Origin of the sequence: Pseudomonas cuatrocienegasensis (assembly GCF_900110925.1) — a bacterium.
Taxonomy (GTDB): Bacteria; Pseudomonadota; Gammaproteobacteria; order Pseudomonadales; family Pseudomonadaceae; genus Aquipseudomonas; species Aquipseudomonas cuatrocienegasensis.
In genome coordinates this window covers 358,946-379,973 of the sequence record NZ_FOFP01000002.1, presented here as the reverse complement: position 1 = coordinate 379,973, position 21,028 = coordinate 358,946, and the positions used below count along the sequence as shown (strand labels likewise).

At 62.6% G+C, this 21,028-nt stretch carries 16 protein-coding genes and 2 pseudogenes; 1 reads left to right on the top strand and 17 read right to left on the bottom strand.

Going from position 1 to position 21,028, the window contains the following annotated elements:
* Positions 1-18: 18 nt before the first annotated feature.
* From BMW49_RS25535 to BMW49_RS04560, 12 genes and pseudogenes are all read right to left on the bottom strand, one after another.
* Positions 19-612 (bottom strand): annotated as a pseudogene (locus BMW49_RS25535) (methyl-accepting chemotaxis protein); the annotation flags it as partial.
* Positions 613-873: 261 nt separating this feature from the next.
* A pseudogene (locus BMW49_RS25530) lies at positions 874-1,581 on the bottom strand (CHASE3 domain-containing protein); the annotation flags it as partial.
* A 464-nt stretch (positions 1,582-2,045) separates the two neighbouring features.
* The gene (gene plsB / locus BMW49_RS04600) at positions 2,046-4,529 is read right to left on the bottom strand and encodes a glycerol-3-phosphate 1-O-acyltransferase PlsB (protein ID WP_069516111.1); all 2,484 of its coding nucleotides are present in this window, start codon (positions 4,527-4,529) and stop codon (positions 2,046-2,048) included.
* Between the two features lie 99 nt (positions 4,530-4,628).
* On the bottom strand, positions 4,629-5,471 hold the full coding sequence (locus BMW49_RS04595) for an EamA family transporter (protein ID WP_069516110.1): 843 nt from the start codon (positions 5,469-5,471) through the stop codon (positions 4,629-4,631).
* A gap of 59 nt (positions 5,472-5,530) precedes the next feature.
* A complete protein-coding gene (locus BMW49_RS04590) occupies positions 5,531-6,013 on the bottom strand; it encodes a DUF2267 domain-containing protein (protein ID WP_069516109.1) in 483 nt (160 codons plus the stop codon).
* Between the two features lie 515 nt (positions 6,014-6,528).
* Complete coding sequence (locus BMW49_RS04585; protein ID WP_069516108.1) at positions 6,529-8,664, bottom strand: TonB-dependent siderophore receptor; 2,136 nt, start codon at positions 8,662-8,664, stop codon at positions 6,529-6,531.
* A gap of 421 nt (positions 8,665-9,085) precedes the next feature.
* The gene (locus tag BMW49_RS24440; RefSeq protein ID WP_139133781.1) at positions 9,086-9,436 is read right to left on the bottom strand and encodes a hypothetical protein; all 351 of its coding nucleotides are present in this window, start codon (positions 9,434-9,436) and stop codon (positions 9,086-9,088) included.
* A 118-nt stretch (positions 9,437-9,554) separates the two neighbouring features.
* A complete protein-coding gene (locus BMW49_RS04580; RefSeq protein WP_069516107.1) occupies positions 9,555-9,824 on the bottom strand; it encodes a hypothetical protein in 270 nt (89 codons plus the stop codon).
* Positions 9,825-10,339: 515 nt separating this feature from the next.
* Positions 10,340-10,711, bottom strand: a complete 372-nt coding sequence (locus BMW49_RS04575) for a hypothetical protein (RefSeq protein WP_069516106.1) — start codon at positions 10,709-10,711, stop codon at positions 10,340-10,342.
* A 47-nt stretch (positions 10,712-10,758) separates the two neighbouring features.
* Positions 10,759-11,562, bottom strand: coding sequence for a putative RNA methyltransferase (locus BMW49_RS04570; protein ID WP_069516105.1), 804 nt, complete (start codon positions 11,560-11,562; stop codon positions 10,759-10,761).
* 56 nt (positions 11,563-11,618) lie between these two features.
* A complete protein-coding gene (gene dapE, locus BMW49_RS04565; RefSeq protein WP_069516104.1) occupies positions 11,619-12,773 on the bottom strand; it encodes a succinyl-diaminopimelate desuccinylase in 1,155 nt (384 codons plus the stop codon).
* Between the two features lie 91 nt (positions 12,774-12,864).
* Positions 12,865-15,459 (bottom strand): glycosyltransferase, encoded by a 2,595-nt coding sequence (locus BMW49_RS04560; RefSeq protein WP_069516240.1) that lies wholly within the window; start codon positions 15,457-15,459, stop codon positions 12,865-12,867.
* 225 nt (positions 15,460-15,684) lie between these two features.
* Between BMW49_RS04560 and tcdA the strand changes: the two genes are divergently transcribed.
* Positions 15,685-16,494, top strand: a complete 810-nt coding sequence (tcdA, locus tag BMW49_RS04555) for a tRNA cyclic N6-threonylcarbamoyladenosine(37) synthase TcdA (RefSeq protein WP_069516103.1) — start codon at positions 15,685-15,687, stop codon at positions 16,492-16,494.
* Here the strand turns inward: tcdA and BMW49_RS04550 are convergent.
* The 5 genes from BMW49_RS04550 to dapC all read right to left on the bottom strand — a co-directional run bounded on the left by BMW49_RS04550 (position 16,487) and on the right by dapC (position 20,994).
* The gene (locus BMW49_RS04550) at positions 16,487-16,924 is read right to left on the bottom strand and encodes a SufE family protein (protein WP_069516102.1); all 438 of its coding nucleotides are present in this window, start codon (positions 16,922-16,924) and stop codon (positions 16,487-16,489) included. The two genes, tcdA and BMW49_RS04550, sit on opposite strands and share 8 nt — an antisense overlap.
* Positions 16,921-18,126, bottom strand: coding sequence for an aminotransferase class V-fold PLP-dependent enzyme (locus BMW49_RS04545; protein WP_069516238.1), 1,206 nt, complete (start codon positions 18,124-18,126; stop codon positions 16,921-16,923). The genes BMW49_RS04550 and BMW49_RS04545 overlap by 4 nt, the downstream gene beginning before the upstream one ends.
* A gap of 242 nt (positions 18,127-18,368) precedes the next feature.
* On the bottom strand, positions 18,369-19,403 hold the full coding sequence (dapD, locus tag BMW49_RS04540) for a 2,3,4,5-tetrahydropyridine-2,6-dicarboxylate N-succinyltransferase (RefSeq protein ID WP_069516101.1): 1,035 nt from the start codon (positions 19,401-19,403) through the stop codon (positions 18,369-18,371).
* Between the two features lie 29 nt (positions 19,404-19,432).
* The gene (locus tag BMW49_RS04535) at positions 19,433-19,780 is read right to left on the bottom strand and encodes an ArsC family reductase (RefSeq protein WP_069516100.1); all 348 of its coding nucleotides are present in this window, start codon (positions 19,778-19,780) and stop codon (positions 19,433-19,435) included.
* A gap of 2 nt (positions 19,781-19,782) precedes the next feature.
* Entirely contained in the window at positions 19,783-20,994 is a 1,212-nt protein-coding gene (gene dapC, locus BMW49_RS04530) for a succinyldiaminopimelate transaminase (protein WP_069516099.1), read from the bottom strand.
* Positions 20,995-21,028: the final 34 nt, after the last annotated feature.

The window sequence follows — 21,028 nt, the reverse complement described above, 5'->3', positions numbered from 1 at the left end:
CGGGGCCTGTGAGGCTGCTTACAAGCGGAACGAGGCGACCTGTTTTTCCAGCGCTACCGCCAGCTGCTGCAGGTTTTGCGCGGTTTGCGAGGTGTCGGCCACGGCCTCGCTGTTCTGCTGGGACATCTGCGCGATGCGTTCGACGTTGCGCGCCACGTCCTGGCTGGCTTCGCTTTGTTCGCGCAGGGCCAGGGAGATCTGATCCACCACACTGACCACGCGGCTGGAGGCTTCGCGGATAGTGACGATGGCTGTGCCGGCCTGGTTGGCCTGCTCAACACCACTGTTCACCTGCTGCACGCCGACTTCCATATTGCTCACCGCACTGCGCGTACCGGTCTGGATCTTCTTGATCATCTCGGTAATTTCCTGGGTGGAGTTGGCCGTGCGCTGAGCCAGCAGGCGGACCTCGTCGGCGACCACGGCGAAGCCACGGCCCTGTTCTCCCGCGCGAGCGGCTTCGATGGCGGCGTTGAGTGCCAGCAGGTTGGTCTGGTCGGCGATTGCACGGATCACGCTGACAATCGAGGAAATCTGGTCGGACTGCTTGCCCAGTTCATCAATCTGCACCGCAGCGCCCTGTACGGTTTCGGCGATGCGCTGCATGCTCGACAAGGTGTTCTGGATCACCGTGCCGCCTTCGGCTGACTGTCGGCCGGACTCACTGGACAGCTCATGGGCCTCGCGAGCGCTTTCGGCCACATGGTTGATGCTCACCGTCAGCTCTTCGACGGTCGCAGCCATGCTCGACGAGGCCTGGGATTGTTCCTGGGTCGAGACCGACAACTGGGTGGATGCGCTGGAAATATTCTGCGCGGCGCCGACCAATTGCTCTGCACCCGCACGGATCTGCCCGATCATCTCGCGCAGGCGTTGCTGCATGCTGGCGCAGGCATCCAGCAGAACGCCGATTTCATCGCGCCCGGCAGGTTCGATGCGAGTATCCAGGCGCCCTTCGGCAATCGCGCGGGTAACCGCCACTGCCTTCTGCAGGCGACCGGCAATATTGCTCGAAAGGCTGTAGGCCACGGCAATCGCCACGGCGGCGGCCAGCAGACCACCTATCAGCAGAATCATCAGCGCCATGGATTGGGCTGCTTGCATGGCTTCAGTGCGCTCGGCTAACAAGCCTTGCTCCTCATGCTCCATGTCGTTCAGCAGGGCGCGCATGGCGTCAACCTTGGCTTTTCCGGTGCCTGCGCTGACGTGCTGCACCACGGCGTCCATCGGCTGCGAGCCTGCCGTTACTTGCCGGCGCAACTCGACGCTGGTGGTTACATCCTCGGTAAACCATTGGTCGTACAAGGTGTTGAGTCTATCCAGGCGTTGCTGCTGGGCTGGGTTGTCCTGGGTGAGGCGGCGCAGAGTGCTGATATTTTGCTGAACGGCCGTTTTGCCATCGTTGAGCGGAGTAAGAAAAGGGTCCAGGCCACTGATGACGAAGCCGCGCATTCCGGTCTGGATGTTGAGCAGATTGGTCAATAAGTCAGCGGATTCGTCGAGGACTTGATACGTGTAAATGTTGCGTTTAACTGTCGTATCGACCTGATCGAAGCCGTGCCAGGTCGAGATAACCAGCATGAGAAGAATCAGGAGGATGACGCCGAACCCGGTATAGAGTTTTTGCGAAATGCTCAGATTGGCAAACACGGTGAACCTCCTGCTGAGGGCATGCCTGACTCTGCGGAGGGCGCCCTTCTGAAGTTTTTTGGGGAGTAGCGGTAGGCGCAAGACACGAGCTGAGGGGCAGCCTGCAACAACAGGCGGCCGGCATTATGTCTGAGCAGGACTTAACCTGTACATATATTTATAAATGTACAGGTTTTGTACAGATAAACGCTCGTAGAGCAGGAGGCGCGCACCACTGCCCGGCAGCGCAAGGCGCGAACTCCGTTTAACTGTGGCGGGGAGGTCAGCTACGTATTGAGGGGCTGCGCGCTTAGTGACGATCGGCGCACAGATGGCCTGAATGAGAGCGCCTTGCGGCTGACGACACTCACGGGTGACCACTAAAGGCAGCGCTGAAACGCCGCCTTTAGTGGTGCTTACAGCGGCTCGACCGCGTCCTCGCTGCTGTCCATGGTCACCTGACGGATCGACAGGCGAATTTCCGCAGGCAGTACGCGCTTGGCAGCGCCTTCGGCCAGTTCGCTGAGCAGCGGGTGGTGGCTGAGTTTGCCGGCTTCGTCGCGGCGCAGCACGCCTTCGTCGAGCAAGCGCTGGATAAAGTGGCGGAACAGGCTCTTGTCGAAGAATTCCGGCGCATTGAGGCCATGCAGGATCGACAGGCGCTGGGCCATGACCGTACACAGGTCCTCCAGCGCTTCGGCGCTGAGGCTGTTTTGCCCGGCGTTGAGCAGCAAGGCGATGGCCATATAGAAGCGTTGCAGCGTCTGGGCGATGGCGCGCGACAGCAGGGTCAGCAGGACGAACTGGCGCGAGCTGGGGGCCGGGCGTATGTAGACATCGTTCTCCACCTTGAGCAGGCCCTGCTCGACGAACGCCGCCAACCACTGGTCGATTACGCTTTCGAGCTCATCGCGTTGCCAGCGGATAAACAACTCGGCCTGCAGGTAAGGATAGAGCGCCTGGGTATAGCGCAGGATCTGCTCGCGGCTGATCCGCCCGCTGTTCTGGAAGAAGCTCGCCAGCAACGCCGGTAGGGCGAAAATGTGCAGCACGTTGTTGCGGTAATAGGTCATCAGGACTGCATTGTGCTCGTCCAGAAAGAGAATCTTGCCCAGGGCGTCCTTCTGCTCGGCAAGCAGGTTCATGCCCTGCACGTACTCGATCAGTGCCTGGCCGTTGCCATCCGGCAAAGTGGTGTGCGGCGAGTAGGGCACCGCGCGCAGCAGGGCCAGGTAAAGGTCGAGCACCCGCGCCAGGGCACGGTCGTCCAGGGCCAGCTTGCTGGTCGAGAGCAGCGCCAGGGCCACCAGGTTGACCGGGTTGACCGCTGCGGCCTCGTTGAGGTGACGCGCCACGCGCTCGCCGAGGCGGTTGGTGGTCTCGTTCAGCCAGGCGGGGCGGTACTGCGGCGCCAGCTCTTGTTCGCGCCAGTCAGGCTGCTGCTGGTCGAGAAATTCATTGAGCTTGATCGGTTCCCCGAAGTTGACCCACACCTGGCCGAAGCGCTGCTTGAGTGCGCCAAGGACCTTGAACACGTCGAAGATCGACTCCTTCTTCTTACTCTTGCCGCGCAGCTCGCCCAGGTAGGTACGACCTTCCAGCACCCGTTCGTAGCCGATGTATACCGGCACGAAGACCACCGGCAGACGGTGGCTACGCAGGTAGCTGCGCAGGGTGATGGCGAGCATACCGGTCTTGGGCTGCAGCATGCGCCCGGTGCGCGAGCGGCCACCTTCGACGAAGTACTCCACCGGGTAACCCTTGCTGAACAGGGTGTGCAGGTACTCGTTGAACACGGCGGTGTACAGCGGGTTGCCCTTGAAGGTGCGGCGCATAAAGAACGCCCCGCCCCGGCGCAGCAGGCCACCGACAATCGGCATATTCAGGTTGATACCCGCGGCGATATGCGGCGGGGTCAGGCCGTTCTTGAACAGCAGGTAGGACAGCAGCAGGTAGTCGATATGACTGCGGTGGCAGGGCACATAGATCACCTCATGGCCCTGGGCGATGTCCTGTACACCTTCGATATGGTTGACCTTGATGCCGTCGTAGATCTTGTTCCAGAACCAGGAGAGCACCAGCTCCATAAAGCGGATCACCGTGTAGGTGTAGTCCGAGGCGATCTCATTGCCGTAGCGCAGCGCCTGAGCTTCGGCCTTCTCCACGCTGATCTTCTCGCGCTCGGCTTCATCCAGAATCGCCTGGCGCACCAAAGGGCCGTGGACCAGGCCTTTGACCAGGTTGCGCCGGTGCGACACGTCCGGGCCGATGACCGCGGCCTTCTGGTTGCGAAAGTGCACCCGCAGGATGCGCTGGACCATGCGCAGGGTGCGCTCGTGGCCCTTGTCCTGCTCGACCAGCTCGCGCAGGTGGATGGGCGCGGCGAACTGCACGCGGGTCTTGCGCCCCAGAATGAGGATGCTGACCAACTTGCGCAGACGCCCGGTGACTGCCCAGCTGTCGGCGAACAGCAGTTTCCAGGGGCTGGTTTCGTGGTCTGGCGATTGGCCCCAGAACACGCTCACCGGAACGATCTGCGCATCGTCGACCGCCTGCTGGCCAAGGGCGCTGACCAGCCGTTCGAGGGTTGGCGAAATCCCGCGCTTGTCCTGGCGGCCCAGCCAGTCCGGCTCCGGCGTCAGGTAAAAGAAGGCCGAAGGCTCGATGTGCTCACCCACCGCCACCGGCACCACCGGCCGTGGTAAGCCCGCCTTGCTGCATTCGCGGTCGACCACCGCCAAATCGCTCAGCGACGGCTGTTGCAGCACGAAAAACACCGGCTTGCTGCGGTCCAGCTTGAGGGTAAAGGCCGACTGGTTGATGGTCTCCGAGCGTACCCAGAGGTACAACAGGCGGCGCAGGGTGCCAAACACGAGGCGGCGGAACGGGGAGCGGGTCATTCTGAGGTCTGCTGGCTATGCAAACGAGCGGGTGCTCGGGGGGCGCTAGTGTGACGCAAGCCCGGGCGCCGGGCAAAACTCTCTCGACAGGGCGCAGGCTTACGCCAGCTTCATCAGCACCACGCTCGCCGTAATCACCGCGCAGGCGATTAAACGGATCGGCCGCAGCGGCTCCTTGAGCAGCACCGCACCGAGCAGCACGGCAAACAGCACGCTGGTTTCGCGCAGCGCCGAGACCAGCGCCACCGGTGCCTGGGTCATGGCCCAGATAACGATGCTGTACGCCGCCATCGACATCGCACCGCCGGCCAGGCCACCGCGCCAATGTCCACCCAACTGCAGAAACGCCCGTGGCCCACGGGTGACCGCCAGTACCACCCCCATGACTACACCGTTTACCGCAAACAGCCACAGTGAATAGGACAGCGCATCGCCATTGGCCCGCGCGCCCAGGGCATCACTCAGGGTGTAACCGGCGATAAACAGCGCGGTCATCAAGGCGCAGAACAGCAACGCGGGTGGCGGCGCCTTGCCATGCCCGCCGCGCATGGCCATCAGCCAGATGCCCAGCACCAGCGTCAGCAACCCCAGCCATTGCCCCGTCCCCAGGCTGTCGTGCAACAGCAGCAGCGACAACAGCGCGACGAACAGCGGCGAACTGCCCCGCGCGATGGGGTACACCTGGCCAAGGTCGCCGTACTGATAGGCCCGGGAAAGGAATACGTTGTAGCCAATGTGCAGCAGTGCCGACAAGGCAATCCACGGCCAGGCCGCCGCGGCCGGCATGGCCACCAGCGGTAACCCACAGAGGGCCACCAGGCCGGCGCCGATTTGAATCAGCGTGGCGGTGAGAAAACGGTCGAGGCCGATTTTCAGCAGGGCGTTCCAGCCGGCATGCAGAGCAGCGGCAGCAATAACGGCGAGAAAGACCGTGGTGTCCACAGGGGCCTCGAGAGGATAAAAACTGAATTAACGCTGACGCCGATCTCGCCTAACGCCGTTCAATCTGCCCGGCATTGAATCAAAAGCTCACGTGTTTGGGGCGCGCGCCGCATGACGTCAGGCTCTACAAACCAGAAACGATAGGCCTCCTCACCGATTTGCTGCAGCAGACCATCGAGTGCTTGTGTGTCGACATTGCGGCGTAAAGCAATGGCAACGGCCAGGTGTGCATTGTCCGGGGCGAAATTGTGGGCCGTGCGAACGCTGCGGATCTCCCGCAGCAGCTCGGCAGGGCTGACAAACGGGTGCACGGTTTCATCAGCGTCCCAGTCAGCAACAAAGAGCGCACGAATACCAGGAGGCAATAAATTGGCAAACAGCAGCGCATTTTTTAGCGATACGCGCCGCCGAAACGCCTGCAAAACACCGACCACCATATTCCAGGCCATATTGGTGGTGTGAAGTTCGGCCGCGTCGCGGGCATCGAGCATAAAACGCTCGAACTGCTCACTCGCGCGATAATAGGGGGGCGGTACTGGCATGCAGGTTTCCTTGAGCAGCAGTCAGCAAAAGTGCACACGTTTTTATTGAATCACACCATCACCCGGAGAAATACAGTGGCCTTTATTTTGCCCAGCGGCATGGTGCTGCGGCCCCGGTGGGGACATCTCGATGGTGCCCACGCTCTGCGTGGTAACCCCGCGTGGGACCCTCTGCGTCCGTTGTCGCGAGACGCGGAGCGTCTCTGGCTGCATGCCCATGCGGACGGTTCGACGTCTCGACGTGGGAACGATCAAATATTAAAGATTTAGCGCTCGTAGGAGCCCGCTTGCGGGCGATCCCCTCCACGCAGCTGCACCAAGCGTAAGCGGGGCCACTTAGGTCGTGCGCACCAGCCCGTCACGCGGTAAACACGGCGGTGCGCGCGGCGCACCCTACGGTCGGTATCCGCGCATTTAACCCACGCATCCCCTATAAAAAATGCCAGTCAACTGAGCTGACTGGCATCATCGGCGCTGCTTCTTTGAGCCTGCCTCAAAGCAGGCTGTCGGCCGCGTTACAGCGTGACCGATATCCCGGCCTGCAAGGTGCGAGGCGCGCCTGGATACGCCCAGATGTTACCCCAGGCGCGCTCCTCGTAGTCCTCGTCGAACAGGTTGTTCAGGTTCAGGTTGAGGCGAACGCGCTCGGTCAGCGGGTAGTACGCCAGCAGGTCCACGGTGGTGTAGGCGCTCATGTCGAATGCGGTGTTCGAGGTGCTGCCGTAGCGATCACCCACGTATTTGACGCCCACCCCAAGGCCGAGCCCGTCCAGCGAGCCGCCGGCAAACTCGTAGGTGTTGAGCAGATTAAGGCTATGGCGCGGCACATTGGCCAGGCGCGTGCCGACCGGCATGCTGGTGGTCGAGCTGTCGGTGACCTGCGCATCCACATAGGCGTAACCACCGATGGCCCGCCACTCGGGGGTGATATTGCCCGCCACGCTGAGGTCGAAACCGCGGCTGCGTACCTCGCCAGCCGCGACCTGGAAGTTCTCAGAAGCGGTATTCAGCGGGTCGCTGGTCAGCACGTTTTCCTTGGTGATGTGGTACACCGCCGCCGTCACGCTGAGGTCATGCTCCGGCAACTCGTACTTGATACCGAGCTCATGAGCGATGCCTTCTTCGGGGTCGAACGCCTGGCTGGTGCGGTCGGCGCCACGGTTGGGCTTGAACGAGCGCGAGGTGTTGGCATAAACCGCCAGCGCCTCGGTCAGGTCGTAGATCAGCCCGAAGCGCGGGGAAACGGCATTGTGCGCCTGGTCCCAGGAGCTCGTGCTGGAGAGCTTGTCGACATAACGCTGCTCGAACCGCTCCAGGCGGGCACCGATCTGTGCGCTGAGGCGCTCGGTCAGCTCGATCTGGTCCTGCAGGTAGAAGGCGTAGGTCTTGAGGTTTTCGTCGTCATGGGTGGTGGTTCGGGTCAGTGCGGGTAATGCCTGGCCATAGACCGGGTTGTACAGGTCGATGGGGAAAGCATTTACCCCATTAGCCGAACGCCTGATCAGCGAGTTGTAGTTGTACTCATCGTATTCCAGACCCAGCAACAGTGTGTGCTGCAGCCCAGCGGTGTCGAAGTGGCCTTCCAGGTTGGTCTGGGCGGCGAAGTCGTTCCAGTTCAGCCAGCGCTCGCTGTAGTTGCGGCCAACGGTGCGGCCGTCGGCGGCCAGGCCATTATTCTCGACGGCACCGCCATCCAGGCTACCGTCCAGGTACTGCACGCCGCCGCGCACAGCCCACTGGTCATCAAGCTGGTGCTCGACACGCAGCTGCGTGGTGGCGTTCTGGTTGGTCAACTTGCCGGCGCTTTCCTCGCCGAGAAAACGATCACGCGACAGCTTGCCGGCCTGCGTGGAGTAGCGCGTGACACCGCGGTCCAGCGGGTGTCGGTTGTGCAGGTAGTCACCCTCGAGGATCACTGCCGTGTCTTCATTGAGCTGCCAGCGCAGGACCGGCGCAATGTTGTAGCGCTCGCTCTGCACATGATCGCGGAAACTGTCGCTGCCCTCGGCCACCAGGTTGAGGCGATAGGTAAAGGCCGCGCTCTCGTCCAGAGCGCCGGTGGTGTCCAGGGTGCCGCGGCGCAGGCCCTGGGTATCGACCTGGCTGCCGAGCACCGTGCGGCGCTGGGCCTGGGGCTGTTTGCTGACGATATTGAAGGTACCGCCCGGATCGCCACGCCCATATAGCATCGAAGCCGGCCCCCGCAGCACCTCGATGCGCTCCAGCGTGCTGGCATCGGGCATGTTCGGATAACCACGGTTCACCGCGAAACCATTGCGGTAGAACTCCTGAGTGCTGAAGCCGCGCACCAGAAACTCTGTCAGACCTTGCCCGCCAAAGTTGTTGCCACGCTCCACGCCGCCAGCGTAGTCCAGCGCATCCTCCAATCGCGTGGCGCCAATGTCCTGCACCACCTGCGCCGGGACCACGCTGATCGCCTGTGGCGTTTCATGGATGGGCGTATCCGTGCGCGTCGCACTCGCCGAACGCGTTGCCCGGTAACCCTCCACCGGCCCATCGGCACGTTCGGCCGAGGTGGTGATCTCCATCGACTCAAGAGACAAGGGCGTTTCTGGGGTTGTTTCAGCAAAAGCCGCTACAGGGCACGCGAGGGCAGGCACCGCGAGCATCGGGAGGAGAAAGCGCCGCATGGACGATCCTTGGCAGAGAAAAGGACGCGGATACTATTCTTAATGACAAGCGTTATCAATAACTGCGCGACAGTTTGAAAGTGTGTTTCGAGTGGGACGATGGCTTAGTGGTAATTGGCAACGCGACAGTCATGCCGGTGGGGACCAAAAAGGCGGATGGTTCCATGTGGCTGTGGTGAACAGCTATTTAACAGGCGAGGCCGTAGGGTGGATGACGCTTTTTCCATCCACCACCGGGCGCGCACCAATTCAACGTCTGGCCCCGTGGCGCGCATTACAGAATGGCAAGGGCCAAGCGCCAAGCGCCAAGCGCAGGCCGGATATACGACTGCAAGCGCGCTGACGACAGGTGCAGAAGAAAAGCTTAACTCACTGCTTGTGGGGAGAGTCCATATACCATTTGTTATGCACTCATTATCCGCTAGCATTCAACTCCAATAAGCCATTGAGTTTTATCGGCGTTTGATTTGTCAAGATCAGGGCGGCGAGCCAGTGGCTCAGTGCATCCTCTTGGTTGAATGTACTCTTCTGCGACTTCTGATGCTTCGGTCAAAGAAATTGGCTTTTTGTCGTTGCGTTTGACGGTGATGTAGTACGGCTGCTGAAACGGTATTATGTAACTATCAAGAATATAGCTATTGCCGTCTCTGATTATTGTTGCATGATTTTCTTTTACAAGAACCAAGTTACTTGTATCTATGTTGTTGTTTGATGCGCAGCCAAGAATGCTGCTGACTGTTATTGCGGTTAGCACGATTTTTAAGTATTTCACTTTAGTCTCCTTTCAATGAGTTGCGTGGCGGTGATATCTGAAGTGAAGGCATAACGTTTGGTTAAGGGGCGGGCTTTAGCCCGTCCCAGTGAGCGAAGCGAACGATTTGAACCACTAGTTAGGCATCATGGCTAACTGATTGTAAGAATCTAGCTTGAAAATTGGTTGCCAGCATTCGATCTATTGCGTTCAGAGATTCTATAGCCTGCTGAGGATCAAATGTGCGGTCTTGCAAGATAACGTCAGCTTGGTTATGGAGAGCATATGCCAGATGGGCTGCAGCTTTTACCGCTGGATCAGAATTGTCGTCGCTACCTAAATGATGGGCGAGCAATTGCCGGATTTCGTAAATGGCGAAAGCAAACAATTGGTTTGGTGTAACGTCCATGCAAATTATCTCCATGGTGCCTAACTATAAATAGACACCAACTGGTGTATAACTCCCCGAACAGGCGTGGTGCTAACATTCCTTGTTCCTCTCGCTATCCCTATCTAAGCCAAGGCCTTCAGCAGTCCTGCGACCGTATAAGGGTGTTATACACCACGGTTGGACGGCTTCGTTCGCTCGATCAGATGCGTGTGCAGATATGCCGGAGACACTACTCGATTCTCGCGGAGCCTGTCTATTGCAGGTGGGGCGCGGGTTATGCGCTTTTTTCGTTATTGGTATCTGATTGAAGTGGCTGCTGCTGAATGCGTAATAGGGCGGGTGCCTATTTCGTTCATTCGTCGGTGCTTGTCGATTTTTCGCGCGGTGTTGTCTTGCCTGAGTGGGGGCGTGGTGATGTCGATGCGATTGGGGCGGGCAGGCATGTTTGCGATGGGCAACAGCATCGCGAATAAATTCGCTCCTACAGGGGGAGGTAGGAGCGTAGGGGTGTTAGCCGTTGGTGCTGCTGCGGCTTAGCCTGTGCGCCAGGTGATTTCTTCGACGCCGTCGTCGCTGATGCGCATCCAGCGGTCGGCTTGTTCGTCGCTTTCGCTTTCTTCCCAGCTGCCGGGGGCGCAGCGGACTTCTACGCCTAGGGCGGCGTAGGCGGCCTGGGCGCAGGCGAGGTCGTCGGGCCAGGGGGTGTTGGCGCTTTCGAGGAGCAGGCTGTGCCATTTGCCGACGGCTTTGGGCAGCCAGGTGACGGGTATGTCGCCGGCCTGGCATTTGTAGGTCTGGCCTTTTTGCTGCCAGGTGCTGCAGGGGCCGAGGGCTTCGCCCAGCCATTGGGCGATGGCCTGGTGGTCGGCATCCTTGAGGTAGATCTCGATATCCGGTTGGCGCATACGGGCCTCTGTGGTGGGGTGCGTGTAGGGCGCGCGGGGCGGCCTGGTTAGCAGCGTTCGATCCAATCGTAGCGTATGGCCACGCCGACTTCTAAGGGTGCGGCGATGACCGCGGCGCGGCGTTCGGCGCTGGCGCGCCAGCCGTGGGGGGTCATGGCCAGCAGGTCGGCGCGGGCTTGTTCGCTGTCCAGGTGCAGGGTGAAGCGCAGGGTTTCGCTGTGGGCCAGGCGCATGCCGGGTGGGATCAGCTCCAGGTGTTTTTCGTCGTCGTAGTCGCGCACTTCGTCATACAGCTTTTGCCGTAACGCCATCAGGTGCTCGCGGGTCGGCCCCATGCGCAGCAGGCCGCCACCGGGGGCAAGCAGGCGCTGGGCTTCTTGCCAATCGAGCGGGCTGAACACGCTGGCCAGCAGGTTGCAGCTGGCGTCGGCCAGCGGCACGCGGGCCATGCTGGCGACCAGCCAGGTGAGCTGCGGTGCGCGCTTGCAGGCGCGTTTCACCGCTTCGCGGGAGATGTCCAGGGCGTAGCCGTCGGCCTGGGGCAGGGCGGCGCCGAGCTGGGCGGTGTAGTAACCCTCACCACAGCCGATATCCAGCCAGCGTGCCGGGCTGCGCTCGGCGGCCAGCTCGGCGAGGCGCGCCGCCAGCGGAGCGTAGTGGCCGCCGTCGAGAAAGCGCCGCCGGGCTTCGACCATGGCGGCGTTGTCGCCGGGGTCGCGGCTGTTCTTGTGCTGCACCGGCAGCAGGTTCAGGTAGCCCTGGCGCGCACGGTCGAAGCGGTGCCCCGCTGGGCAGACAACGCCGTTGTCGACGGCGCTGAGGGCGCCTTGGCAGAGGGGGCAGGTGAGCATGGGGCGTTCCGAAGGCTGTGCGGACGAAACCCGGCGCGCGGCGCCGGGCGGCAGGGTCAGGCGAGCAGCTTGACCAGGGTCTGGTAATAGATTTCGGTCAGCACATCCAGGTCGCTGGCCAGCACGCGCTCGTCGATCTGGTGGATGGTGGCGTTGACCGGGCCAAGCTCGACCACCTGGGTGCCCAGAGTGGCGATAAAGCGCCCGTCCGAGGTGCCGCCGCTGGTGCTCGGCGTAGTTTCGCGGCCGGTGACGCTGCGGATGCTGGCGGCGACGGCGTCTAGCAGTGCACCCGGCTCGGTGAGGAACGGCAGGCCCGACAGCGCCCAGTCGATGTGGTAGTCCAGGCCATGCTTGTCGAGGATGGCATTGACCCGCTGCTGCAGGCCTTCGACCGTTGACTCGGTGGAGAAACGGAAGTTGAACACCGCCTTCAGCTCACCGGGGATGACGTTGGTCGCGCCGGTGCCGGCGTTGAGGTTGGACACCTGGAAGCTGGTCGGCGGGAAGAAGGCGTTGCCGGCGTCCCAGTGTTCGGCAGCCAGTTCGGCCAGGGCCGGGGCGGCGAGGTGAATCGGGTTCTTCGCCAGGTGCGGGTAGGCCACGTGGCCCTGCTTGCCGCGCACGGTGAGGGTGGCGCCGAGGGAGCCACGGCGGCCGTTCTTGACCACGTCACCGACCAGGGTGGTGCTCGAGGGCTCGCCGACGATGCACCAGTCCAGACGCTCATTGCGCGCGCGCAGGCGCTCGACTACGGCTTTGGTGCCGTGATGGGCCGGGCCTTCTTCGTCGCTGGTAATCAGGAAGGCGATGCGCCCCTTGTGCAGCGGGTACTCGGCGACAAAGCGCTCCACGGCGATGATCATCGAGGCCAGGCTGCCCTTCATGTCAGCCGCGCCGCGCCCGCAGAGCATACCGTCGGCGTCGATCAGGGCGTCGAATGGCTGGTGTTGCCAGGCCTGCAACGGGCCGGTGGGGACTACGTCGGTGTGGCCGGCGAAGCACAGCACCGGGCCGTCGTCCTGGCCGTGGCTGGCCCAGAAGTTGTCCACGTCTTCGATGCGCATGGGTTCGAGCGCAAAGCCGATGGCGGCCAGGCGGCGCATCATCAGTTCCTGGCAGCCCTCGTCGACCGGTGTCACCGAAGGGCGACGGATCAGGTCGCAGGCCAGTTCCAGGGTGGGCGTGAGGGGCGTGGACGGGGCGGTCATTGCGGCTCCAGGGCGGGCAGTGCGGGAAAGGTCGACATCTTAAAGCAAAACGGCGGCCCTTGGCCGCCGTCTGCTATGTGCTGCGCGCGGATTAAACCGCGACAGGTTGATCGTCAGTTTCTTCGATGGGCTTGGGCAGCGACGACAGCAGCGCCATGATCAGCGCGGCCAGGTACGGCAGCGACTGCACCAGCAGCATGGCCACCCAGAACTTCACGTCGGCGCTTGGCAGGCCCTGGACGATGCCGATGCCTACAGCCGCGCCCCACAGCAGAAGCATGATGAATACTTCTTCGCGGGCTTCCGACAGGGCCATCAGCATACCGTGGCTGCTGCGCATCTTCGGCGTACGGAAGAACGGGATGCTGGTGGTGAAGAAGCCATACAGCACCGCCTTGGCGATGGTGTGCGACAACGCCAGACCGGCCAGCGCTGCGGAGAAGGCATCCTTGAGGTTGACCCCGACCGCGCGGCGGTAGAGGAAGACGATCTTGCCTACCTTGAATACGAACAGCGCCAGTGGCGGGATGGCGAAGATCAGCAACGGCGGGTCGACCCGCTGCGGCACGATGATCATGGCCGCAGACCAGAGCAGGGCGCCGACGGTGAAGAAGATGTTCAGGCCATCGGCAACCCACGGCAGCCAGCCGGCGATAAAGTGGTAGCGCTGGCCGCGCTTGAGTTGCGAGTCTTTACCCAGAAACAGGCTACGCGCGTGGCCCTTCATGATCTGAATGGCGCCATAGGCCCAGCGGAAGCGTTGCTTCTTGAAGTCGATAAAGGTGTCGGGCATCAGGCCCTGACCGAAGCTGTTGTGCGCGTAGGCAGCGGCGTAGCCCTTCTTGAACACGCGCAGGCCCAGCTCGGCGTCTTCGCAGATAGTCCAGTCGGCCCACTTCAGCTCGTCCATCACGCTACGGCGGATCATGGTCATGGTGCCGTGCTGGATGATCGCGTTGCGGTCGTTGCGGGTGATCATGCCGATGTGGAAGAAGCCCTTGTACTCGGCGTAGCAGAGCTTCTTGAAGATGCTCTCCTTGCCGTCGCGGTAGTCCTGCGGCGACTGCACTACGGCAATGCTCGGGTCAGCGAAGTGCGGCACCATGTACTTGAGCCAGTTGGGGTCGACGCAGTAGTCGGCATCGATCACGGCTACAACCTCGGCGTCGGGCGCCGTGTGCGGCAGGATGTAGTTCAGCGCACCGCCCTTGAAGCCGGCCAATGGCGACACATGGAAGAAGCGAAAGCGCGGGCCTAGCTCTTCACAGTAGGCCTGCACCGGCTCCCACACGGCCGGGTCTTTGGTGTTGTTGTCGATGATCAACACTTCAAAGTTCGGGTAGTCGAGCTTGGCCAGGGCATCGAGGGTCTGTTTGACCATCTCCGGCGGCTCGTTGTAACAGGGCACGTGGATCGACACCTTGGGGCGGAACGCGCTGTCGCCGAGTACCGGTTCGAATGGTCGGCGACGTTTTTGCGTCCACACGGTTTCGGCCAGTTCGTGGGCTTCGGTGAGCAGCACGATAAACACACCGATGGCGCCGACGCCCAGCAGCAAACCCACCAGGGTGCTGAACCAGGTGCTGTACTGCTGGCTATAGTCGTAGCCGATCCACACCAGGGCCGAGCCGCCGGCGAAGGCTACGACGGTGAGGAAGGTACGGCCGCGCTGGCGCAGGCTGCTGCCGTCGATCAGCATCAGGGCCAGGGCCATCAGGGCCATGACCACCGAGGCGATGGCCAACAGGCGCCACTGCGGGATGGCAACTACCGGGCCTTCGAAGTTGAACTTGGCCTGGCGCTCAAGGTTGTAGACGCCCCAATAGGCACCCACCGAACCTTCGTCGCTGATCTTCCAGGGCTGGTCGAAGGCTTCGATGACGAAGTAGTTGTAGCCCTGGGCGTTGAGCGTGTTGACCAGGGTGCGCAGGTAGATGGCCTGGTCCGCCTGGCTGGCATCGGCACCGCCACGCATGCGGCCGTTACTCGGCCAGCCGACTTCCGAGAGCAGCAGGGGCTTTTTCGGGAAGAGTTTTTTCAGGTCGCGGGCGCGGTCGAGGACGAACTGGGTCGAGTCCTCCATGGGGATGAATTCCCAGTACGGCAGCACGTGGGCGGCGACCAGATCGGTGTGTTCGGCCAGCTCCGGGTATTCGTCCCAGATGTGCCACTGCTCGGACGTGGTGACCGGTACCTTGACCGCTGCGCGCATGCGGTCGAGGTATTTGATCAGGTTCTGGGTGGTGATTTCCCGGCGGAACAGGGCTTCGTTGCCCACCACCACACGCACCACGCTGCGCGAGTTATTGGCGATCTCGATGGCCTTGGCCATCTCCCGTTCGTTGCGCTCTTCGTCCGGGCTGATCCACACACCCAGGGTCACGCGCAGGCCAAATTCTTCGGCCAGCAGCGGGATGCGCTCCAGGGTGCCGTCCACTGAATAGGTGCGGATATTGTCAGTGTGCTTGCTGAGCAGCTCCAGGTCCTCACGGATCTGGTCGTCGTTGGGGTAGATGTCCTGCTGCGGATTCTGGCCCTGGCGGAAGGGCGAATACGAGAAGCCGGCAATCTGCTCGGGCCAGTCCGGGGCGGTCACCGGGCGGTTGTACAGCGCCCAGAAGCCGGTGAACAAGGCAGCGATCACCAGAAAGACGATCAGGTTGAGTCCGAATTTACGCGAAGGCATGGCGGTATCAGGTTCCGAAGCGGGGAACTGGGGGAAAGCCGGCGAACGCCGGTTGGCGCGCATGCTACTCCGGCGTCTGGTGACTGTATAGCGGCTGACAGCACCCGCGTACAGGCTTGGATCACGGCGCCACAGTCTTGGTTCGACTCGCCTGTGCAGGCAAGGCTTGGGGGATGCCGGTCAGCTTCCTATAATGCGCGCCTGAAACGATTGCGGGGGTGGTGGATGCAGCTCGATGAACAGCGCTTTGCCGGCATTGCGCGCCTGTATGGGCGTGAGGGAGCCGAGCGCCTGGCCGCCGCCCATGTGGCTGTGGTGGGGATCGGCGGTGTCGGCTCCTGGGCGGCTGAAGCCCTGGCCCGCTCCGGGGTCGGGGAAATCTCCCTGTTCGACCTCGACGACGTGTGCATCAGCAACACTAACCGGCAGTTGCATGCCTTGAACAGCACCGTTGGCCAGGCCAAGGTCGAAGTCATGGCCGAGCGCATCCGCGCCATCAACCCGGCCTGTGTGGTGCATGCGGTGGCGGATTTCGTCACCCGCGAGACCATGGCTGTGTATATCACCGAGCAGCTGGATGCGGTGATCGACTGCATCGACAGCGTCAACGCCAAGGCGGCGCTGATCGCCTGGTGCAAGCGGCGCAAGATTCAGATCATTACCACTGGCGGCGCAGGTGGGCAGATCGACCCCACGCAGATCCAGGTCGGCGACCTGAACAAAGCCTGGAACGACCCCCTGGCTTCCAAGGTGCGCTCCACCCTGCGCCGCGACTACGGCTTTTCCCGCACCGCGGGGCGCAACTACAGCGTGCCCTGCGTGTATTCCACCGAGCAACTGCGCTACCCCAAGCCGGACGGCAGCGTCTGCGCCTCGAAGGTGTTCGTCGGTGATGGAGTACGGCTCGACTGCGCGGGTGGAATGGGCGCGGTGATGATGGTCACCGCGACCTTCGGCATGATCGCCGCCGCACGGGTGGTCGATAAGCTGGTGGCCGGCACGCGCAGGCCTGCGGAGCGGCAATCGGCTAGCTGATGGTTGGCGCCCCTGCGCCCTGATCAGCGCTCTCGAGCAGCTGCATGCGCGCCAGCACAGCCTGCAGGCCATTGCTGCGCGAGGGTGACAGATGACGGGCCAGGCCAAGCTGGCTAAACCAGGCCGGCAGGTCCAGGTGCGCCATCTCGGCCCGGGTCAGGCCATTGACCCGGGCCAACAACAGAGCCAGCAGACCGCGTAGCAGGCGCGCATCACTGCTGGCGCGAAACTGCCAGTGCCCGTCCGCGTGCTCGGCCAGCAACCAGACCTGGCTTTCGCAGCCGGTTACCCGGTTCGCTTCACAGCGCTCGGCATCGGTGAGCGGTGCGAGCTGATCGCCCCACTGCATCAGCAGGCGCGCGCGCTGCTCCCAGCCGGGGCAGGCGGCGAAGGCGTCCAACGCGCTTTGCGCCGTAGCGGGCAGGCTCATTGCAGCAACTCCAGGGCTTGATCCAGCGCGTTGAAAAAGCGCTGCAGGTCGTCGCCATCGTTATACACGCCCAGGGACACGCGAACTGCGCCGCTGAGGCCAAGCCCTTGCAGCAGCGGCATGGCGCAGTGGTGACCGGCGCGCACGGCAATGCCTTGCTCACTCAGCAGGTGGGCGAGGTCGGCATGGTGCACGCCCTCGACCACAAAGCTGGCCAGGGCGACGTTCGGTGAACCCAATACACGCACGCCGCGGCGCTGCTGCAGGCCGCTGAGCAATTCGGCATGCAGGGTGGCTTCGTGGGCACTGACGGCACTGGCGTCGAGGCTGCCCAGGTAGTCGATGGCGGCGCCCAGGGCGATCACCGCGGCAATCGGCGGCGTGCCGGCCTCAAAACCCAGGGGCGCGGGGCGGAAGGTGGCGCTGGCGTAGTCGGTGTGCAGCAGCATCTCGCCGCCAAACTGCCAGGGCGCCAACTGCTGCAGCGCGTCATTGCGGCCGTAAAGCAGGCCGACGCCGTCCGGGCCATAGAGTTTGTGGCTGGAGCAGACGTAGAAATCGCAGTCCAGTGCCTGCACATCCGGCCGGCCATGGACTACGCCCTGGGCGCCATCGACCACGCTCAGTGCGCCCTGGGCGCGGGCCAATGTCAGTAGCGGGGCAAGCGGCTGCCAACTGCCGAGCACGTTGGACAGCTGGCTGATCGCCAACAGCCGAGTGCGCGGGGTGATCAACTGCGCGGCCTGGTCCAGGTTGATCAGGCCGCTGTGATCCAGCGGCAGCACCACCAGTTTGAGCTGACGGCGCAACGCCAGTTGCTGCCAGGGCAGCAGGTTGGCGTGGTGTTCCAGGGCGCTGATAACGATCTCATCACCCGGCTGAAAGCGCTGCTCCAAGCCATAGGCCAGCAGGTTGAACGCCTCGGTGGCACTGCGGGTGAAGATCAGTTGCTCGGCAGCAGGGGCGTTCAGCCAGCGCGCGGCTTTTGCCCGCGTGGCCTCGAAGGCGCGAGTCGCGCGCTCGCCCGGCAGATGCTGGGCGCGGTGCACATTGGCGGCGCCGCCGGCGTAATAGCCGAGCAGGGCATCAAGCATGGCCTGGGGCTTTTGCGCGGTGGCGGCGCTGTCCAGGTAGGTCTGGCCTTCGGCCGCAAGGGCCAGAATGCCAGGGAAGTCGGTGCGCCAGGGGGAATGGATAGGCATGTGCAGGCAATCGAGACCGTAGGATGGGTTGAGCGCAGCGATACCCATAATGAGCGTGATGGGTATCGCGATGCTCAACCCATCCTACAAAGCTGCTACCCAAAAGTTGTTTTTAAAGCGTAGCGAGCGAAGGCTAGGCAAGGCGAACTCAAGCGAAAAAGCGGAGTGTACGAATGTACATGAGCATTTTGAGCTTGAGTTCAACGCCGCATAGCCGAGCGCAGCAGCTTTAAACCAACTTTTCAGTTGTGCGCGTGCAGGGCTTCATTTAGCTCGATCGCCGATTTGTGGGTCTTGCACTCCACGGCGCCGTTCACCGAGTTACGGCGGAACAGCAGGTCTGGCTGGCCGGCCAGGTCGCGGGCCTTGACCTGCTTGACCAGTTGGCCCTGGTCGTCGAGCAGCGCGACTTTGGTACCGGCAGTGATGTACAGGCCTGCCTCGACGGTATTGCGGTCGCCCAGGGGAATGCCGATACCGGCGTTGGCACCGATCAGGCAGCCTTCGCCCACAGAGATCACGATATTGCCGCCACCGGACAAGGTGCCCATGGTCGAGCAGCCGCCGCCCAGGTCGGAACCCTTGCCGACGAACACGCCCGCCGAGACGCGACCTTCGATCATGCCCGGGCCTGCGGTGCCAGCGTTGAAGTTGACGAAACCTTCATGCATTACGGTGGTGCCTTCGCCCACGTAGGCGCCCAGGCGAATGCGCGCGCTGTCAGCAATGCGCACGCCGGCGGGCACCACGTAGTCGGTCATTTTCGGGAATTTGTCGACCGAGAAGACTTCCAGGAGCTCGCCTTTCAGGCGCGCTTCCAACTGACGCTCAGCCAGCTCAGCGAGGTCGATGGCGCCCTGGCTGGTCCAGGCCACGTTCGGCAGCAGCGGGAAGATCCCGGCCAGGTTCAGGCCGTGGGGTTTGACCAGGCGGTGCGACAGCAGGTGCAGCTTGAGGTAGGCCTCAGGGGTGCTGCTCAGGGCCGCGTCTTCGGCCAGCAGGGTGACCACCAGCGGCTTCTGGCTCTCGGCCAGGCGCGTCAGCAGGGCGGACTGCACGGCATCAATGGACTTGAGTGCTTCGGCCAGATCGCCGGCCTGGTTGTTGCTCAGGGCGATAGCCTGGTTGCCGCCGCTGTAGCCGAGTTTTTCGCTCACTTTGGCGACCAGCTCGCTGGCTGGGTTGAGCAGCGGCTGGGCATAGAAGACTTCCAGCCAGGTGCCTTGACGGTTTTGTGTGCCTACGCCGAAAGCCAGGCTGAAAAGAGTGGTGCTCATGAGTATTTTCCTTGCAACGAATAGGGGTGTTACGCCAGTTCGGCGGCGTAGCGCTCGGGTTTGAAACCCACCAGGGTACGGTTGCCGAGATCCAGCACGGGGCGCTTGATCATCGACGGCTGAGCGAGCATCAGCTCGATGGCCTTGTGCTGGTCGAGGTCGCTTTTCTGCGCCTCGTCCAGCTTGCGGAAGGTGGTGCCTGCGCGGTTCAGGACGGTTTCCCAACCATGCTCATCGCACCACTTTTCCAGGTTGCCACGGTCGATACCCGCGGCCTTGTAATCATGAAACTGATAGTCCACGCCGTGCTCGTCGAGCCAGGTGCGGGCTTTTTTCATGGTGTCGCAGGCTTTGATGCCAAACAGGGTTTTGCTCATGCTTACAGGCTCTTCACAAAATCACGGATTCGCTCGGCGGCGCTCACACATTCGGCCAAGGGCGCGACCAGGGCCATGCGCACGCGACCGGCCCCTGGGTTGTGCCCGTCGACACTGCGCGACAGGTAGGAGCCCGGTACCACGGTGACATGTTCGCGGGCGAACAACTCACGGGTGAAGGTCTCGTCATCCATCGGCGTTTTCGCCCACAGGTAGAAGCCGCCATCGGGGCGCTGCACGTCCAGTACGCCATCGAGAATCGCCAGCACCGCGTCGAACTTGGCGCGGTACAGGTCGCGGTTGGCTTTAACGTGGGCTTCGTCCTGCCAGGCAGCAACGCTGGCCAGCTGAGTTTGCACCGGCATGGCGCAACCGTGGTAGGTACGGTACAGCAGGAATGATTTCAGAATGTCGCCATCACCGGCAACAAAGCCCGAGCGCAGCCCCGGCAGGTTGGAGCGCTTGGACAGGCTGTGGAACACCACGCAGCGTTTGAAATCATGCCGGCCCAGTTCGGCACAGGCGCTGAGCAGGCCGGGCGGCGGGCTGTCTTCGTCGAAATACAGCTCGCTGTAGCACTCGTCGGCGGCAATCACGAAGTCGTACTGGTCGGCCAGGGCGATCAGTTTTTTCAGCGTCTCGAGCGGGATCAGCGCGCCCGTCGGGTTGCCGGGTGAGCAGAGAAAGAGAATCTGGCAGCGCTGCCAGACATCGGCGCTGACCGCGTCGAAGTCCGGGTTGAAGCCGTGCGCTTCGAGGCACGGCAGGTAGTGCGGCTGGGCGCCGGCGAGCAGGGCGGCGCCTTCATAGATCTGGTAGAACGGGTTGGGGCTGACCACCAGGCCCGGCCCTTGAGGTGGAGGGACATCGCGCTGCACCAGGGTCTGGGTGAAGGCAAACAGCGCTTCGCGCGTACCGTTGACCGGCAGCACGTGGCGCGCCGGGTCGATCACCCCGGCCGGCAGGCCGAAACGTGCCGTGCACCAGGTGGCAATGGCTTCGCGCAGCGCCGGGATGCCCTGGGTGGTCGGGTACACGGCCAGCTGGTCGAGGTTGGCGCTCAAGGCCTCGGCGACGAAGGCCGGCGAACGGTGCTTGGGCTCGCCGATCGACAGGGCGATCGGCGATTTATCGGCCGCCGGCTGCACGGCGCCGAGCAGGGCGCGCAGTTTCTCGAACGGGTAGGGCTGCAACTGGTTCAACGCGTGGTTCATGGGGCTGGTTCCTGAGCTCATCGGGCGCGCCTCG

Bases quoted from the DNA above. Each gene is read 5' to 3' on its own strand.
- plsB (WP_069516111.1), bottom strand. From the start codon at position 4,529: ATGACCCGCTCCCCGTTCCGCCGCCTCGTGTTTGGCACCCTGCGCCGC.
- BMW49_RS04590 (WP_069516109.1), bottom strand. From the start codon at position 6,013: ATGCCAGTACCGCCCCCCTATTATCGCGCGAGTGAGCAGTTCGAGCGT.
- BMW49_RS04585 (WP_069516108.1), bottom strand. From the start codon at position 8,664: ATGCGGCGCTTTCTCCTCCCGATGCTCGCGGTGCCTGCCCTCGCGTGC.
- BMW49_RS04580 (WP_069516107.1), bottom strand. From the start codon at position 9,824: ATGGACGTTACACCAAACCAATTGTTTGCTTTCGCCATTTACGAAATC.
- BMW49_RS04575 (WP_069516106.1), bottom strand. From the start codon at position 10,711: ATGCGCCAACCGGATATCGAGATCTACCTCAAGGATGCCGACCACCAG.
- BMW49_RS04570 (WP_069516105.1), bottom strand. From the start codon at position 11,562: ATGCTCACCTGCCCCCTCTGCCAAGGCGCCCTCAGCGCCGTCGACAAC.
- dapE (WP_069516104.1), bottom strand. From the start codon at position 12,773: ATGACCGCCCCGTCCACGCCCCTCACGCCCACCCTGGAACTGGCCTGC.
- BMW49_RS04560 (WP_069516240.1), bottom strand. From the start codon at position 15,459: ATGCCTTCGCGTAAATTCGGACTCAACCTGATCGTCTTTCTGGTGATC.
- tcdA (WP_069516103.1), top strand. From the start codon at position 15,685: ATGCAGCTCGATGAACAGCGCTTTGCCGGCATTGCGCGCCTGTATGGG.
- BMW49_RS04550 (WP_069516102.1), bottom strand. From the start codon at position 16,924: ATGAGCCTGCCCGCTACGGCGCAAAGCGCGTTGGACGCCTTCGCCGCC.
- BMW49_RS04545 (WP_069516238.1), bottom strand. From the start codon at position 18,126: ATGCCTATCCATTCCCCCTGGCGCACCGACTTCCCTGGCATTCTGGCC.
- dapD (WP_069516101.1), bottom strand. From the start codon at position 19,403: ATGAGCACCACTCTTTTCAGCCTGGCTTTCGGCGTAGGCACACAAAAC.
- BMW49_RS04535 (WP_069516100.1), bottom strand. From the start codon at position 19,780: ATGAGCAAAACCCTGTTTGGCATCAAAGCCTGCGACACCATGAAAAAA.
- dapC (WP_069516099.1), bottom strand. From the start codon at position 20,994: ATGAACCACGCGTTGAACCAGTTGCAGCCCTACCCGTTCGAGAAACTG.